A 13,765-nucleotide genomic window follows, 5' to 3' on the forward strand; every position below is an offset into this window, starting at 1 on the left:
TCTCTTGAGTCTTGAATTCGTCGGGCCGCCAGTGTGCGTGCCGTCGATGACCGCGGGCGGGCGGTGAATCGCCGCCGGGCATCGGGACCACACTGCCGCAGGCCGGGGACCGGTGGCAAAGGGGCGGATTATATATGGTTAATCGATACCGCGCAGCCGCCCGCCGGAAGCCTTTCTATACTCAAGAGCCCAAGCCCGTGGAGGACGCCCATGGCCACGCCGCGCCCCGTCGACATCACCGCAGACCTCCTGGATGACTTCCGCCAGGAAACCCGCGAACAGTTCTCCCGCTGCGAGCACCTGCTGATCGAGCTGGAACGTCACCCCGATGACGACGAACGCCTGCGCGAACTGTTCCGCCTGGTGCACACGCTCAAGGGCAACCTCGGCTACGTCGGCCTGGACCGCCTGAACATCCTGCCGCAGGCCCTGGAGGATGTGCTCGCCAGGCTGCGCGAGGGCAGCCTGGCCTTCGACAGCCTGCTGGGCGACATCCTCCTGCTGCTGCAGGACCGCCTGCGCGCGCAGATCGAGCAGGCGCTGAGCGGCGACACCCGGGAGCAGGAGGATGTACGCCCGCTGAGCAAGGCCCTCAGGACCCTGGCCAGCGCCCCCGCCCAACGCCAGGCGGAACTGCGCAGCGCCCTGCTGCACCGGCTGGACCCAAGCACCCGCCTGCTGCCCCCGGAACCCGAGGCGAAGAGCGACGGTCCCTTGGCTCGCCACGACCTGGAGGACGAGCCCGACCTGCGTTTTTTCGTCGAACTCATGGCCGCGGCGGAGAACCGCTCGCGCTTCTGGCTGGGCCGTGGCCAGCGCCAGCTGGAACTCGCCCTGGCGATGAACGAGCGCGCCGGGCGCCCCGTATCGCCCCGCCAGTTGGCCGCCGCCGTGTGCCTGCACGACCTGGGCATGGCGCTGCTGCCACTGGAACTGCTGCACAAGCAGGAACCCCTGAACCATGACGAGCGCCGGCGCATGCAATCCCACCCGCGCATGGGGGCGGAACTGCTCAAGCGCATGCCGCAATGGGAGGACGCCGCCGAGATCATCCTGCAGCACCAGGAGCACGCCGACGGCAGCGGCTACCCCAAGGGCCTGCGCGAAACGGAGATCAGCCCCGGCGCACTGATCCTGAACATCGTCGACACCTTCGACGCCCGCACCCACGAGCGGGCCCACCAGACCCTGAGCAAGCGCCCGCTGCTGCGCGCCATCCTCGAAATCAACGGCCTGGGCGGCAGCCAGTTCAGCGCCTACTGGGTCGACATCTTCAATCTCTGCCTGCAGGAAGACCCCACCCTCGCCCACCTTTGACTCGGTTGTCGCCCCTACGGCGCCTGACTAAGCTGCCCACGCAGCCCGACCACTCGCGGCGGGGCAGAATGAATCGAGGAGTCCAGATGCAGGCGCTAGCAGGGAAGGTCGCGGTGGTGACGGGGGCGGGATCGGGCATCGGCCGGGCACTGGCCCACCAACTGGCTGCCGAGGGCTGCCACCTGGCGCTGGCGGATCTTGATCGGGAAAATCTCGCCGAAGTCGCCCGGGAACTCGACCGCCACGACCTCAAGATCACCACCCACCTCCTGGACGTGGCCGAGCGCGCAGCGGTCTATGCCTTCGCCGACGAGGTGCTCGCGGCGCACGGCAGCGTGCAACTGGTGATCAACAATGCAGGCGTCGCCCTCTCGCAGACCGTCGCGGAACTGCGTTACGACGACTTCGAATGGATCATGGGCATCAACTTCTGGGGCGTGGTGCATGGCACCAAGGCCTTCCTGCCCCACCTGCTGAAGAACAACGAAGGGCAGATCGTCAACGTCTCCAGCATCTTCGGCATCATCAGCCTGCCCACCCAGGGTGCCTACAACGCCAGCAAGTTCGCCGTGCGCGGCTTCACCGAAGCCCTGCGTCAGGAACTGGCGCACACCGGCGTACGCGCCAGCTGCGTGCACCCCGGCGGCATCCGCACCAACATCGCCAGGGCCGCGCGCTTCTACCAGGGCCCGGATGGGCGCCAGGATGCCGCCCGCGCCGCCGCGCAGTTCGACAAGGTGGCCCGCACGACGCCCGAGGAAGCGGCCCGGGTGATCATCGAAGGCATCCGGCGGCAGCGCCCGCGCATTCTCATCGGGGCCGACGCGCGCCTGCTCGACCGCATCCAGCGGCTGCTACCGGCCGGCTATCCACGCGTCCTGGCAAGACTGCTCGGCCGCCGTTGAACCTCCCGGCGATCGATAGCCTCAAAGCATCGCAACGATTGACACACGCCAGGATCGACCCTGGGGCGCTCTATGCTAGGCTCTGCCGCATCACGGGCCCCAGCCAGGCCCCGGCCACTGAGAGGAGTAAAGGCATGGAAATCAATATCGGAATCGCCGAACAGGATCGCGCCGCGATCGCCGAGGGCCTGTCCCGCCTGCTGGCGGACACCTACACCCTCTACCTCAAGACCCACAACTTCCATTGGAACGTCACCGGGCCGATGTTCAACACCCTGCACCTGATGTTCGAAGGGCAGTACACCGAACTGGCGCTGGCCGTGGACTCCATCGCCGAGCGCATCCGTGCACTGGGCTTCCCGGCACCCGGCACCTACGCCGCCTACGCGCGCCTGTCGTCGATCAAGGAAGAGGAAGGCGTACCGTCTTCGGACGACATGATCCGCCAGCTGGTCCAGGGCCAGGAGGCCGTCGTGCGCACCGCTCGCGGCATCTTCCCGCTGCTGGACAAGGTCAGCGACGAGCCGACTGCCGACCTGCTCACCCAGCGCATGCAGGTCCATGAGAAGACCGCCTGGATGCTGCGCAGCCTGCTCGCCAGCTGACCCTGACGGACGCGTGCAAAGGCCCGGTTCTCCGGGCCTTTCGCTATGCGCAAAAGCCGGCCTGAACTATGCTCTGGCAATCCGCTCCCGACACAGTGACGCGAATGAGTCAGCCGCCGAAACCTCCCCTGCTCATCGAGCTATTCCCCGAAGAAACCCGCGAGGCAGCCGAGTTGCTCAAGCAGGCGGTCCCCCTCATGGTGCGCCACGACATTCCGCCGAATCCCGTCCACTACGCGCTCTGGTACACCTACAGCAAAGGCCTGGAGCCCGACCTCAACCGGCGCCTGGACAAGATCGTCAAGGACTTCGACAGCTTCCCGCCCGACTCGGCCATCAAGCTGTTCCGCGACTACATCATCCGCGGAGAGCTCGACGCCGCCCGCGCCGGGCAGCAACAGGTCATCGAACTGGTCGACGACATCGAGTCCGGCGTGAGCCGCAGCGTGGTGGGCAGCACCGCCTATCAGCACAGCCTCACCCTCGGCCTCGCCGCGCTGCACGATCCGATCATCGACGACCTGCCCAGCGTCCTCGGTGAACTGCAACAGAGCACCCAGCTGATGCAGGAGCAGCAGGAGCAGTTCCTCTACCGCCTGCGTGCCGCCCAGTCGGAGATCCAGAACCTGCGCAACCAGCTGGAGAAAGCGCAGATGGCAGCGACCCTGGACAGCCTGACCCAGGTGTTCAACCGCCACGCCTTCACCCGACTGCTGGAGCAGGCCCTGGCCAGCACCCATGAAGGGCTGGCCCTGGTGATGCTGGATATCGACCACTTCAAGCAGTTCAACGACCATTTCGGTCACCCGCTGGGGGACCGCGTGCTGCAGCATGTCGGCCAGTTGCTGCGCGAACTCCTGCCACCCCGTGCCATGGCGGCACGCTACGGCGGTGAGGAGTTCTGCGTGGTACTGCGGGATTGCCACGACCTGGCCACCGCCCACCAGTTCGCCGAAACCCTGCGCCAGAAATTCCAGGCCCTGCGGGTGAAGGTACGCCGCACGGACCAGATCCTCGACACCATCACCGCCAGCTTCGGCCTGGCCCTGGCAGAGCCCGGCGACAACCTTGAAAGCCTGCTGACCCGCGCGGACGATGCGCTCTACCAGGCCAAGCGCAATGGCCGCAACCAGGTCCATCCGCAAGCCCCGGAAGCGGCCCTAACCGCTTGATTTGAGTAGCCCTCCTCTTTGCTGTTAAATACGGCCCGGTGCTCCCGGCCTCAAGTTGCCGAGGCCCGGAAACGACCGCCCAGCCCAGCCCTCCCTTCACCTGGATACGCTACTGGACGGTCTTTCCGACGTGAGCGTTATCAAGGTGAGTCCATTGAACATGTTGAAGATCGTCCATCTGCTGACGGGCGCTGCCGCCCTGCTGTTGTCCTTCATTCCCAGCCTGCGAACCGATGCCCTGCCCTACCTGCAACAACCCGATGCCATCTACCTGGCGCTGCTCGGTGCGCTCAACCTGCTACTCGCACCGGTAGTGCCTACCTGGGCCAAGGGCCTGCACAACCAGCTGCAGGGCGTCGTCTCCGCCCTGCTGGTCCTGGCCGTCGTGCTGCAGACCCTCATCCTGCTGGCGCCGCTGTCCACCATCGGCGACCAGCCCGCCATCCTGCTCAGCCTGCTGGCCGTCATCGCCGCCGTCCTGCTGCACCTGGCGATCAACCTGCGCAAGGTCACCCAGGCCGCACCGCTGCCCCAGGACATGTCCAACCGTGAGACGGGCACGGTGAAGTGGTTCAACACGTCCAAGGGCTTCGGCTTCATCTCCCGCGACTCCGGCGATGACATCTTCGTGCACTTCCGTGCCATTCGCGGCGAAGGCCACCGCGTACTGATCGAAGGCCAGCGCGTGGAGTTCTCCGTCATGCAGCGCGACAAGGGCCTGCAAGCCGAGGATGTGATCGCCGCGCTGCCCGGCCGCCGCTGAATCCGGCAGTAAAGAAAAGCCCGCCAGATGGCGGGCTTTTTCATGCCTTCAATAATGAGGGGGCGGTGCCTCTTCCTCACCGCCGCCGAATTGACCGAGCAGTTCCTCCTGGCGCTTGGCCAGCGCGGCAAGCTGGAGCTGCAGACGCTCGACCACCCGCTGCTGCGCTACCAGCACGTCGTTGAACGCCTGGATGGTGTCGTCCTGGAAAGCCAGGCGGGTCTCCAGTTCGTTGATACGTGCTTCCAGGCTCATGGCTCGACCTCCGCGAAGCGAAAATCTCCGGTCAGCACCAGGCGCAGCCTGGCCATCACCTCAGCGACCTGCTCCAGCGAATAGGGCTGTGCCGGATGGCGGCCCCAGACCGGAGCCGGCCAGGCGGCATCCTCGCGACGCCGCACGATGACATGCATGTGCAACTGGCTCACGACGTTGCCGAGGGTGGCGACGTTCATCTTGTCGGCACCGAAGCTGTCCTTGAGCACCTCCGCCAAGCGCGTGGTTTCGTTCCAGAGGCGAAGCTGATCGTCGGCGTCGAGCTGGAACAGCTCGCTGACCTCCTCGCGACGGGGCACGAGGATGAACCAGGGGTAGTGCGAGTCATTCATCAGCAGCAGGCGGCACAGGGGGAAATCCCCCACCGGCAGGCAATCCTGCTGCAGTCTCTGATCCAGGGCGAACATAGCGACCTCTCCTGTTCTACCGGGGGTGAGCCCCGAGCTTAGTCCCGCCCCGGCGACAGGCAAAGCTGAACGACGAGGTGGAAAACGGCGCGCAGGATACCCAAGGAATCCGGGCAGCGGAATCATCGCAACGCCTTCCTCTATATAGAGGCAGAGCCGATGCGTTCCGAAAGTGCGCACCGGTTACGGTGACGCACCAAAATCGCCCACCCACACCCCGACCGTTACCCACCTTCACACTCGCACCACGACGGAGCACGGGCCTAGCCGACACGGCGTGACGCCGCAACCCCCGAAAAGCACAAAAAGGCCGCCCAACCGGCCGTTCGCCAGCCACCACGGCAGAGCGAGCCGGATGAGGATGCCGCTCAGGAACACGCCATCCGTCTCACGCCGATAAATTTTCCTGGCGACAACCCCACTTTGAGCACGGTTGTTGCTTTAGACCGGACAAGGTCGCAGCAGGCACTAACGCGTGCATGCGCACCGCCTTCGGAGTGCTGCCAGAAGGCTGTCGAACAGCCATCGGAAGCGCACAACCAATGAAGGACGGAAGTGCAGGCTTAGTTGCCCTAAGTGCCTGGCCAGACCGCATAAAAATACGAAACGAAGGGATTGCAAGGCGAAAACTACGAATATGCGACATGCTCACACCGAATTTGCGACATGGCCGTGAAGATTTCGTAAGGAATAGAGTTGAACTATCGCCAACATAGACGTCGTGCTATAAGTTAGCGCCGACACAAAAAGAAAGAACCGCCTTCCATATATAAGAAAGCGGCGAGAATCTTCAAAACCAAAGGAGCAATCACAATGCAAGTGATGAAGTGGAGCGCACTGGCCCTGGCCGTGACCGCCGGTACCACCCAACTGGCATTCGCCAGCGCCCAGGACGAGTCCAAGGGCTTCGTGGAAGACAGCAAGCTGTCCGTTCTGAACAAGAACTACGCCTTCTACCGTGACTTCCGTAACAACGGCGTCAACAACGGCGGCAGCGCTACCAACCAGAACTACCGTAACGAGTGGGCCCACGGCATCCTGGCCAACTACCAGTCGGGCTACACCCAAGGTACCGTTGGCTTCGGCGTTGATGCTCATGGCGCGCTGGGTATCAAACTCAACAGCGGTGGCGGCACTTCCGGCACCGGCCTGATGCCGATCGGCAGCGATGGCAAAGCCCAGGATGATTACTCGTACGCTGGCGGCGCCGTAAAGGTTCGCGTATCCAATACCGAACTGAAATACGGCAACCTGATTCCGACCGCCCCGGTCTTCGCCACTGGTACCGCACGCCTGTTCCCGGGCAGCGCCGAAGGCTTTCAAATCCTGAGCAGTGAGGTTGAAGGCCTTTCCATCGACGCGGGTCACTTCACCTCGATTCGCGATGGCAGTGCATCAACCAATCGCGATGGCAAGATCAACCTTGCCTATGGCGGCGGCTCAAATGCCAATGCACTGAATGGCCCCGTCGTGATTGATGCTAAGAGCGCAGATTATCTCGGCGGCTCTTACACCGTGAACGATCAGCTGTCTGTCAGCCTGTACGGTGTTGAGCTGGAGGATATCTATCGCCAGTACTACGGCAACGTGAATTACAGCCTGCCGCTGGCTGAAGATCAGGCACTTGGCTTCGATTTCAACATTTATCGCACCACCGATGAAGGCAGCGCAAAAGCTGGTGACATCTCCAACACCGCCTTCTCTCTGGCTGCCTCTTACTCAATTGGCGCCCATAAGCTAACTCTGGCTCACCAACGCGTAAATGGTGATGAGCCCTTTGACTACATCCTGATGGATGGTCAAAACTCCGGCGACTCCATTTTCCTCGCAAACTCCGTTCAGTACTCCGACTTCAACGCTCCAAATGAGCGTTCCTGGCAGGTCCGCTATGACCTGAACATGGCAACTCTTGGGGTTCCTGGCCTTAGCTTCATGGCTCGCTACATCACCGGTAGCCACGCTGACGGGACCAGTGCTGATCCTACTGGCGCATATGCAGGCGCCTTCGGCAATGATGGTAAAGAGTGGGAGCGCGACATCGAAGCCAAGTATGTAGTCCAAGAGGGACCTGCTAAGGATCTGTCCTTCCGCATTCGCCATGCGTCGTGGCGCGCCAACAACGACATGGGCGGCTTCTACTCCAGCGGCAGCAGCGCTATTGACGAAGTCCGCGTCATCACCGAGTACCCGCTGGACATCCTGTAATACAGGACCAGCTGTTACTTCGATACAAAGAGCCCGGCTTATGCCGGGCTCTTTCTTTATATATGCCTACGCACGCGTAGTTGAAAGCTATCACCAACTAAAAACTTGTCATATCGGTCAGAGTGGCAACGCATAAGTCCCGGTTACATGGGCTACCAACTCTTCCTCCATCCCCTGCGAATATAGCGACACCTCACACACCGCCTGCCTCCTGCTCAACCTGAGTATCCGAGCCTCCGCCATCAGGTCCAGCGGCTGTGGCCGGGCCAGGAAGTTGATATTGAGGTTGCTGGTCACGGCCATCTCCACCCGACCGAGGCGACCCAGCACCACCGCGTACATCGCCGCATCGGCCAGCGCCATGAGGGTCGGGCCGGAAAGCGTGCCGCCCGGGCGCACCAATTTGGGCTGGAACGGGACCCGCGCCAGTGCACCCGTCGCGTCCAGGCGCTCGATACGCAAGTCGATATCCTCCGCCATCGGCACCCCCGTGCGGATCAATGCCTCCACCTGCCCAGCACTCAAACCGCCCATCGCCCCTCCCCTTTCCGATTACCGGGCCGCAACCTGTACGCGCCCCAACGAGCGCCGTACAATGCCGAGCCAATAAAACCCATCGCAACCGACGAAACGGCCAAACATGCGTACCAGTCAGTACCTGCTCTCCACCCTGAAGGAAACCCCCACCGACGCGGTGGTGATCAGTCATCAGCTGCTGCTGCGCGCGGGCATGATCCGCAAGCTGGCCTCCGGTCTCTACACCTGGCTGCCGATGGGCCTGCGCGCGCTGCGCAAGGCCGAGGCGATCGTACGTGAGGAAATGAACGCCGCCGGCGCCCTCGAGGTGCTGATGCCGGCCATCCAGCCCGCCGAGCTCTGGCAGGAATCCGGTCGTTGGGAACAGTACGGTCCCGAGCTGCTGCGCCTGAAGGACCGTCACGGCCGCGACTTCTGCGTCGGCCCGACCCACGAGGAAGTGATCACCGACCTCGCGCGCAACGAGCTGAACAGCTACAAGCAGCTGCCGATCAACCTGTACCAGGTACAGACCAAGTTCCGCGACGAAATCCGTCCGCGCTTCGGCCTGATGCGCGGCCGCGAATTCATCATGAAGGACGCCTACTCCTTCCACAGCACCCAGGAATCCCTGCAGGAAACCTACGACGTGATGTACGGCGCCTACTGCAAGGTCTTCACCCGCCTGGGCCTGAACTTCCGCCCCGTGCAGGCCGACAACGGCTCCATCGGCGGCAGCGGCTCCCATGAATTCCACGTACTCGCCGAATCGGGCGAGGACGACATCGTCTTCAGCGACAGCTCCGACTACGCCGCCAACATCGAGAAGGCCGAAGCCGTACCGCGTGAAACCGCTCGTGGTGCCGCCACCGAGGAACTGCGCCTGGTCGACACCCCCGATACCAAGACCATCGCAGCCTTGGTCGAGAAGTTCGGCCTGCCCATCGAGAAAACCATCAAGACCCTGGTCGTCCACGGCGCCGAGGAAGGCACGCTGGTCGCCCTGATCGTCCGTGGCGACCACGAGCTGAACGAAATCAAGGCCTCCAACCAGGCCCTGGTCGCCAGCCCCCTGGTATTCGCCAGCGAAGAAGAACTGCGTGCCGCCATCGGCGCCGGTGCCGGCTCCCTCGGCCCGCTGAACCTGCCGATGCCCTGCATCGTCGACCGTTCCGTAGCCCTGATGAGCGACTTCGCCATCGGCGCCAACGTCGACGACAAGCACTACTTCGGCGTCAACTGGGAGCGCGACCTGCCCCTGCCGGAAGTCGCCGACCTGCGCAACGTCGTCGCCGGTGACCCCAGCCCTGATGGCAAAGGCACCCTGGTGATCAAGCGTGGCATCGAAGTGGGCCATATCTTCCAGCTCGGCACCAAGTACAGCGAGGCGATGAAGCTCAGCGTGCTCGGTGAGAACGGCAAGCCCGTCACCCTGATCATGGGCTGCTACGGCATCGGCGTTTCCCGCGTCGTGGCCGCCGCCATCGAGCAGAGCTACGACGAGCGCGGCATCCTCTGGCCGGACGCCCTGGCGCCCTTCCAGGTCGCCCTGGTGCCGCTCAAGTACGAGACGCCGGCGGTCAAGGAAGCCACCGACAAGCTCTATGCCGACCTCACCGCCGCCGGCATCGAAGTGCTGCTGGACGACCGCGACAAGAAGACCAGCCCCGGCGTGAAATTCGCCGACATGGAGCTGATTGGCATCCCCCACCGCATCGTGGTGAGTGAGCGCGGCCTGGCCGAAGGCAACCTGGAATACAAGAGCCGCCGCGAGACCGATAGCCAGGCTGTCGCCGTCGACGAGGTTCTGTCCTACATCACAGCACGCGTCCGTCGCTGATCGAGAAGAAATGTTCAAGCGTAGTTCCATCCGCCTCACCGGCGCCGCCCTCAGCGGCGCCCTCTTCCTCAGCGGCTGCGCCAACCACCTGCCCCAACGGGCCGAACACGAGGAGCGCGTCGAGCGCAAGCTGCTGAGCCATGAGCTGCAGATCGACGTCGGCGAGCCACGTGTGCTGGAACTGCCGCAACGCCGCGTGCGTGTGAACGAACAGAAGACCTTCGAGGTGACCGAGTTCGAAGTCACCCGTCGCTACGACCGCTACACGCCCTACCAGCCCTGGCGCGAGATCTACGAGATCCCGCTGGGCGCCGTGGCCGTGGTGGCCGGTGTCGGTGCCAACGTGCTCAACGTGGTGCTTCTGGGCAGCCTGCCCGATACCGCGACCAAGGACTGGATCAGCTACGGTTTCGCCGGCCTCAATCCCTTCATGAACGTCGAGTCCAATGGCCGCTCCGAACAGAACCTGGCCGATATCGACGAGCAGCAGCGCGACAAGCGCGTCGAATACTCCAGCCTGCCCTGGGCCGAGCGCCCGGTGCTGGTGACCGCCGGCAAGCAGAGCAACGAGCTGCTCACCGACCGCCACGGCGTCTTGCGCCTGAACCTGCTCGATGGCCCCTTCGCCGAGCAGGACACCAGCCGCATCGGCAAGCTGCTGCTCAGTGTGGAAGACCCGCTCGACGGCACCCGCTCCGAATCCAGCCTGATGGTCAGCCGCTCCCTGCGCGGCAAGCTGCAGGAAGCCCACGCACTGATCTTCGAGGACCTGGAAGACGATGAAGTGCCGCAGTGGGTGCATCGGGTCAAGCGCCTGTCCGAGCTGGGCCTCGAAGAGGAAGCCAGCGAGTTGGAACAGAGCCTGATCGAGCTGACCCGCAACGACCCCGAGCTGCAGCAGGAATTCCTCAAGGCCTTGATGAAGGACGCAGGGCGCCTGGCCGCCGACCCCGGCGAAAGCGACTGACCCCAGCATGCCCGCGCCCTGGCCAACGCTGCTCCTCAGCGGCCTGCTGGCGCTGGCGGCCCCCGCCTTCGGCAGCCTGCGCCAGGCGCCGGAGCCCGAACTGCGGCAATTGCTGCAACGCACGGTCGCCGAGGCCGACAGCTTCGGCGATCGATTCGACGCCGAAGTCTGGCTGCTCGACATGTCCACCCGCCTGAAGCGCTACGTGCCCGACCCGGCCGAGCGCCTGGAACTGCTCAGGCAGGTGCACCACGAGGCGAGCAAGGCCGGCCTCAGGCCGGACCTGGTGCTGGCGCTGATCCATACGGAAAGCCGTTTCGACCGTTTCGCCATCTCCGCAGTGGGCGCCCAGGGCATGATGCAGGTGATGCCCTTCTGGAAGGCCGAGCTGGGCCGCCCCCAGGACAACCTCACCGACAACGCCACCAACCTGCGCTACGGCTGCACCATCCTGAGCTACTACCTGAAGAAGGAACGGGGGGACATCAACCGGGCACTGGCGCGCTACAACGGCAGCCTCGGCGAAAGCTGGTACCCGGCCAAGGTGGTCGGGCTGTGGCAGGACATCTGGTACGTACGCCCCTAGCGGCGCACGATGAAACCGGCGATCCCTTGCAAGGGCTGCTCTTGCAGCTCGACCGCCGTCACCTTCGCCCCGCCGGGGCCCTGCTCGAGCCAGGCGGCCAGTTCGCGCACCGCCGGTTCCTCCCCCTCGAACAGCACCTCCACGCGGCCGTCCGCCAGGTTGCGCACCCAGCCATCCAGATCGAGGCGGTCCGCCTGATCCTGGGTCGACTGGCGGTAGGAGACACCCTGGACCTTGCCGCTGACATAGCCGTGCAGACAGATGCGCGCCATGCTCATTCCCCTTCCTTCAGAGCGGCCAGGCGCTCGTTGAGTCCGGCGGCGGTCTGCTCCCCCATCAGGCGCTCGCGCACCTTGCCCTGGGGATCGATGATATAGGTCACCGGCAATGCCTCGCTGCGCGGCAGTTGGTAGCGCTCCGCGGGGTCCTGGGCGAGTACCGTGAAGGTGATGCCCATCTGCTTCGCCGCCTTCTCCAGTTCGGCCCCCTGCAGGCCGTCGAAGTTCACGCCCAGTATGCGTACGCCCTTGCCCTCGGACTGGCCGGCCAACGCGTTGAGCTCGGGGATCTCCGTGCGGCAGGGGCCACACCACTCCGCCCAGTAATTAATCACCAACCACTGGTTTTCGAGGCCGGCAGTCGCTACCTTCTGTCCATGTTGGTCGAGGCCGATATCGTCCGAACAGCCTCCCAGCAACAGCCCGGCACCCATGAGAATGAGCGCCCCGAAAACAGCCTGGAGTCGTGATCCCATGCAATCGATCCTCGTATATGCAGGGTTGATATGACGCTGGATGCCCTGTGCCTGGAAGTGCCGGACATCCTCGAAGAGGACACCCCTATCCTGGCGGGCCTGAACCAGTTCCTCGCCGACGCCCGCCAGCAGCCGCAGGACGGCGCATTGCAGCAGGTGCTCGGCCAGCTGTTCCGGCTCAATCGAAGTGCGGTGACCTTACTCGAAAGACAGCGCGCGCTGCAAAGCTTCAGCGAGGAATACCGCCACTACGCCACGGCCTATGAGCACGGCGCCCTGCCGCCGATGCTGTTCCTGCGCCTGTGCAGTGAACTGGCCGCCGGCTTCAAGCGCCTGCTGCTGCAGATCCTCCAGGGTCGCCAGCCCTCGCTGCCGCACCTGGCCTGGTGCCTGTACATGGCCCAGCACTTCATCGCGCAGACGCTGATGCGCCACTACCAGCACTACCAGGAGCCGCCCGGCGCGCTGTGGCGCGACAGCCACTTGCTGTACTGGATCGGCGAGCACCAGGGCTGCCTGGACGAGCCGGTCGCCGCCGCTTTCCGCCCGGTCCCGGCCAGCACCCTGCGTGGCCTCTACCAGCAGGTGCTGCTGCTGGCCCTGAGCAACCCCTTCCACCTCACCGAGGGCGAGTGCACCCTGCTGTTCGGCGCCCTCGCGCCCCTGGCCGGGCTGGCCCACCTGCTGCCCTGGGACCAGGAAGACGAGAGCGAGGGCCCGACCATCGACCTCACCGACGCACAGCCCTACGTACCTTACGATCGCCAGCAGGCGCTGACCGGCGGCCCCTACCTGCGTCGCCTGGAACTGGGCCCGTTGCTGATCGCCCTGCACGAACCCGCGCCCCTGCGCAGCGCCGCCGAGCACGACCTGCTGGAACGCGTGAGGCAGAACTGGCTGGGACGCCAGCAGCGTCGCCACCCCCGCACCGAATACGAAGGTTCCTGCAGCATGGTGGTAGGCCTGCCCGCCATCCATGCCCAGCTGCTGGCACAACGTCCGGTCAGCCTCGATGCGCAGATGCTCGACGCCAGCGCCGGCGGCGCCCGCCTGCTGTGCCACTCGGACCAGGGCCCGCAACTGCCGGTAGGCCAACTGACCCTGCTGCTCAACAGCGGCACCCCGACGCTGGCCCTGGTGCGCTGGCGACACACCAACCAGGAAGGCCTGCACCTGGGCCTGCGCTACCTCAAGGGCCTGCCGCGCCCGGTCTGGCTGCGCCGCGCCCCCAATTCGCAGACCCACCCCGGCGTACTGCAGAGCACCCCCGCCCCCGGCAACGGCTGGCACCACGGCCTGTGGCTGCCGAAGGACCAGTTCGTCAGCGGCGAACACCTCTGGCTGCAACTCGCCAGCGTGCACAACCAGGCCATCCTGCCGCTACCCGAGCCCAACCTCAGCACCTCGATGGTCACGCGCTATCCGCTGAAAATGGCCTGATCGGCGAAAGTG

15 protein-coding genes and 1 pseudogene are annotated in these 13,765 nt (G+C 64.5%); 11 read left to right on the top strand and 5 right to left on the bottom strand.

Features of this window, described 5'->3' with window-relative positions:
• Positions 1-210 precede the first annotated feature (210 nt).
• The 6 genes and pseudogenes from PHLH3_RS22580 to PHLH3_RS22600 all read left to right on the top strand — a co-directional run bounded on the left by PHLH3_RS22580 (position 211) and on the right by PHLH3_RS22600 (position 4,762).
• Positions 211-1,317 (top strand): HD domain-containing phosphohydrolase, encoded by a 1,107-nt coding sequence (locus tag PHLH3_RS22580; protein WP_213625851.1) that lies wholly within the window; start codon positions 211-213, stop codon positions 1,315-1,317.
• A gap of 86 nt (positions 1,318-1,403) precedes the next feature.
• Positions 1,404-2,222, top strand: a complete 819-nt coding sequence (locus PHLH3_RS22585; protein ID WP_213625852.1) for an SDR family NAD(P)-dependent oxidoreductase — start codon at positions 1,404-1,406, stop codon at positions 2,220-2,222.
• A gap of 134 nt (positions 2,223-2,356) precedes the next feature.
• On the top strand, positions 2,357-2,827 hold the full coding sequence (locus PHLH3_RS22590) for a Dps family protein (protein WP_111263849.1): 471 nt from the start codon (positions 2,357-2,359) through the stop codon (positions 2,825-2,827).
• Positions 2,828-2,931: 104 nt separating this feature from the next.
• The gene (locus PHLH3_RS22595) at positions 2,932-3,999 is read left to right on the top strand and encodes a GGDEF domain-containing protein (RefSeq protein ID WP_173171878.1); all 1,068 of its coding nucleotides are present in this window, start codon (positions 2,932-2,934) and stop codon (positions 3,997-3,999) included.
• Positions 4,000-4,159: 160 nt separating this feature from the next.
• A pseudogene (locus PHLH3_RS30720) lies at positions 4,160-4,483 on the top strand (cold shock domain-containing protein membrane protein); the annotation flags it as partial.
• A gap of 54 nt (positions 4,484-4,537) precedes the next feature.
• A complete protein-coding gene (locus PHLH3_RS22600) occupies positions 4,538-4,762 on the top strand; it encodes a cold-shock protein (RefSeq protein ID WP_164488216.1) in 225 nt (74 codons plus the stop codon).
• 48 nt (positions 4,763-4,810) lie between these two features.
• Here the strand turns inward: PHLH3_RS22600 and PHLH3_RS22605 are convergent, their stop codons facing one another.
• Positions 4,811-5,017 carry a SlyX family protein gene (locus PHLH3_RS22605; RefSeq protein WP_213625853.1) on the bottom strand — a complete coding sequence of 69 codons (207 nt, stop codon included), beginning with the start codon at positions 5,015-5,017 and terminating at the stop codon, positions 4,811-4,813.
• Positions 5,014-5,445, bottom strand: a complete 432-nt coding sequence (locus tag PHLH3_RS22610) for an HIT domain-containing protein (protein ID WP_213625854.1) — start codon at positions 5,443-5,445, stop codon at positions 5,014-5,016. The genes PHLH3_RS22605 and PHLH3_RS22610 overlap by 4 nt, the downstream gene beginning before the upstream one ends.
• An 813-nt stretch (positions 5,446-6,258) precedes the next feature.
• Between PHLH3_RS22610 and PHLH3_RS22615 the strand changes: the two genes are divergently transcribed.
• Positions 6,259-7,650, top strand: coding sequence for an OprD family porin (locus tag PHLH3_RS22615; RefSeq protein WP_213625855.1), 1,392 nt, complete (start codon positions 6,259-6,261; stop codon positions 7,648-7,650).
• 117 nt (positions 7,651-7,767) lie between these two features.
• Here the strand turns inward: PHLH3_RS22615 and PHLH3_RS22620 are convergent, their stop codons facing one another.
• The gene (locus PHLH3_RS22620) at positions 7,768-8,175 is read right to left on the bottom strand and encodes a PaaI family thioesterase (protein ID WP_213630655.1); all 408 of its coding nucleotides are present in this window, start codon (positions 8,173-8,175) and stop codon (positions 7,768-7,770) included.
• Between the two features lie 115 nt (positions 8,176-8,290).
• Between PHLH3_RS22620 and PHLH3_RS22625 the strand changes: the two genes are divergently transcribed.
• Genes PHLH3_RS22625 through PHLH3_RS22635 form a run of 3 tightly spaced genes read left to right on the top strand, consistent with a single transcriptional unit; the run spans position 8,291 to position 11,559 of the window.
• Complete coding sequence (locus PHLH3_RS22625; RefSeq protein WP_213625856.1) at positions 8,291-10,006, top strand: proline--tRNA ligase; 1,716 nt, start codon at positions 8,291-8,293, stop codon at positions 10,004-10,006.
• Positions 10,007-10,016: 10 nt separating this feature from the next.
• Positions 10,017-10,973, top strand: a complete 957-nt coding sequence (locus tag PHLH3_RS22630) for a hypothetical protein (protein WP_213625857.1) — start codon at positions 10,017-10,019, stop codon at positions 10,971-10,973.
• A gap of 7 nt (positions 10,974-10,980) precedes the next feature.
• A complete protein-coding gene (locus PHLH3_RS22635; protein WP_213625858.1) occupies positions 10,981-11,559 on the top strand; it encodes a lytic transglycosylase domain-containing protein in 579 nt (192 codons plus the stop codon).
• Here PHLH3_RS22635 and PHLH3_RS22640 read toward each other — a convergent pair.
• Together PHLH3_RS22640 and PHLH3_RS22645 are read right to left on the bottom strand one after the other, a co-directional pair.
• Positions 11,556-11,831 (bottom strand): acylphosphatase, encoded by a 276-nt coding sequence (locus tag PHLH3_RS22640; RefSeq protein ID WP_213625859.1) that lies wholly within the window; start codon positions 11,829-11,831, stop codon positions 11,556-11,558. The two genes, PHLH3_RS22635 and PHLH3_RS22640, sit on opposite strands and share 4 nt — an antisense overlap.
• Positions 11,832-11,833: 2 nt before the next feature.
• Positions 11,834-12,313, bottom strand: coding sequence for a TlpA disulfide reductase family protein (locus tag PHLH3_RS22645; RefSeq protein ID WP_213625860.1), 480 nt, complete (start codon positions 12,311-12,313; stop codon positions 11,834-11,836).
• Positions 12,314-12,343: 30 nt separating this feature from the next.
• Between PHLH3_RS22645 and PHLH3_RS22650 the strand changes: the two genes are divergently transcribed.
• Complete coding sequence (locus PHLH3_RS22650; protein WP_213625861.1) at positions 12,344-13,753, top strand: PilZ domain-containing protein; 1,410 nt, start codon at positions 12,344-12,346, stop codon at positions 13,751-13,753.
• Positions 13,754-13,765: the final 12 nt, after the last annotated feature.

The sequence above is a fragment of the Pseudomonas sp. Pc102 genome (assembly GCF_018408275.1).
In the GTDB taxonomy this organism is placed as follows: domain Bacteria; phylum Pseudomonadota; class Gammaproteobacteria; order Pseudomonadales; family Pseudomonadaceae; genus Metapseudomonas; species Metapseudomonas tohonis.

Coding starts and splice junctions, on each gene's coding strand:
- PHLH3_RS22580 (WP_213625851.1), top strand. CDS start 211: ATGGCCACGCCGCGCCCCGTCGACATCACCGCAGACCTCCTGGATGAC.
- PHLH3_RS22585 (WP_213625852.1), top strand. CDS start 1,404: ATGCAGGCGCTAGCAGGGAAGGTCGCGGTGGTGACGGGGGCGGGATCG.
- PHLH3_RS22590 (WP_111263849.1), top strand. CDS start 2,357: ATGGAAATCAATATCGGAATCGCCGAACAGGATCGCGCCGCGATCGCC.
- PHLH3_RS22595 (WP_173171878.1), top strand. CDS start 2,932: ATGAGTCAGCCGCCGAAACCTCCCCTGCTCATCGAGCTATTCCCCGAA.
- PHLH3_RS22600 (WP_164488216.1), top strand. CDS start 4,538: ATGTCCAACCGTGAGACGGGCACGGTGAAGTGGTTCAACACGTCCAAG.
- PHLH3_RS22605 (WP_213625853.1), bottom strand. CDS start 5,017: ATGAGCCTGGAAGCACGTATCAACGAACTGGAGACCCGCCTGGCTTTC.
- PHLH3_RS22610 (WP_213625854.1), bottom strand. CDS start 5,445: ATGTTCGCCCTGGATCAGAGACTGCAGCAGGATTGCCTGCCGGTGGGG.
- PHLH3_RS22615 (WP_213625855.1), top strand. CDS start 6,259: ATGCAAGTGATGAAGTGGAGCGCACTGGCCCTGGCCGTGACCGCCGGT.
- PHLH3_RS22625 (WP_213625856.1), top strand. CDS start 8,291: ATGCGTACCAGTCAGTACCTGCTCTCCACCCTGAAGGAAACCCCCACC.
- PHLH3_RS22630 (WP_213625857.1), top strand. CDS start 10,017: ATGTTCAAGCGTAGTTCCATCCGCCTCACCGGCGCCGCCCTCAGCGGC.
- PHLH3_RS22635 (WP_213625858.1), top strand. CDS start 10,981: ATGCCCGCGCCCTGGCCAACGCTGCTCCTCAGCGGCCTGCTGGCGCTG.
- PHLH3_RS22640 (WP_213625859.1), bottom strand. CDS start 11,831: ATGGCGCGCATCTGTCTGCACGGCTATGTCAGCGGCAAGGTCCAGGGT.
- PHLH3_RS22645 (WP_213625860.1), bottom strand. CDS start 12,313: ATGGGATCACGACTCCAGGCTGTTTTCGGGGCGCTCATTCTCATGGGT.
- PHLH3_RS22650 (WP_213625861.1), top strand. CDS start 12,344: ATGACGCTGGATGCCCTGTGCCTGGAAGTGCCGGACATCCTCGAAGAG.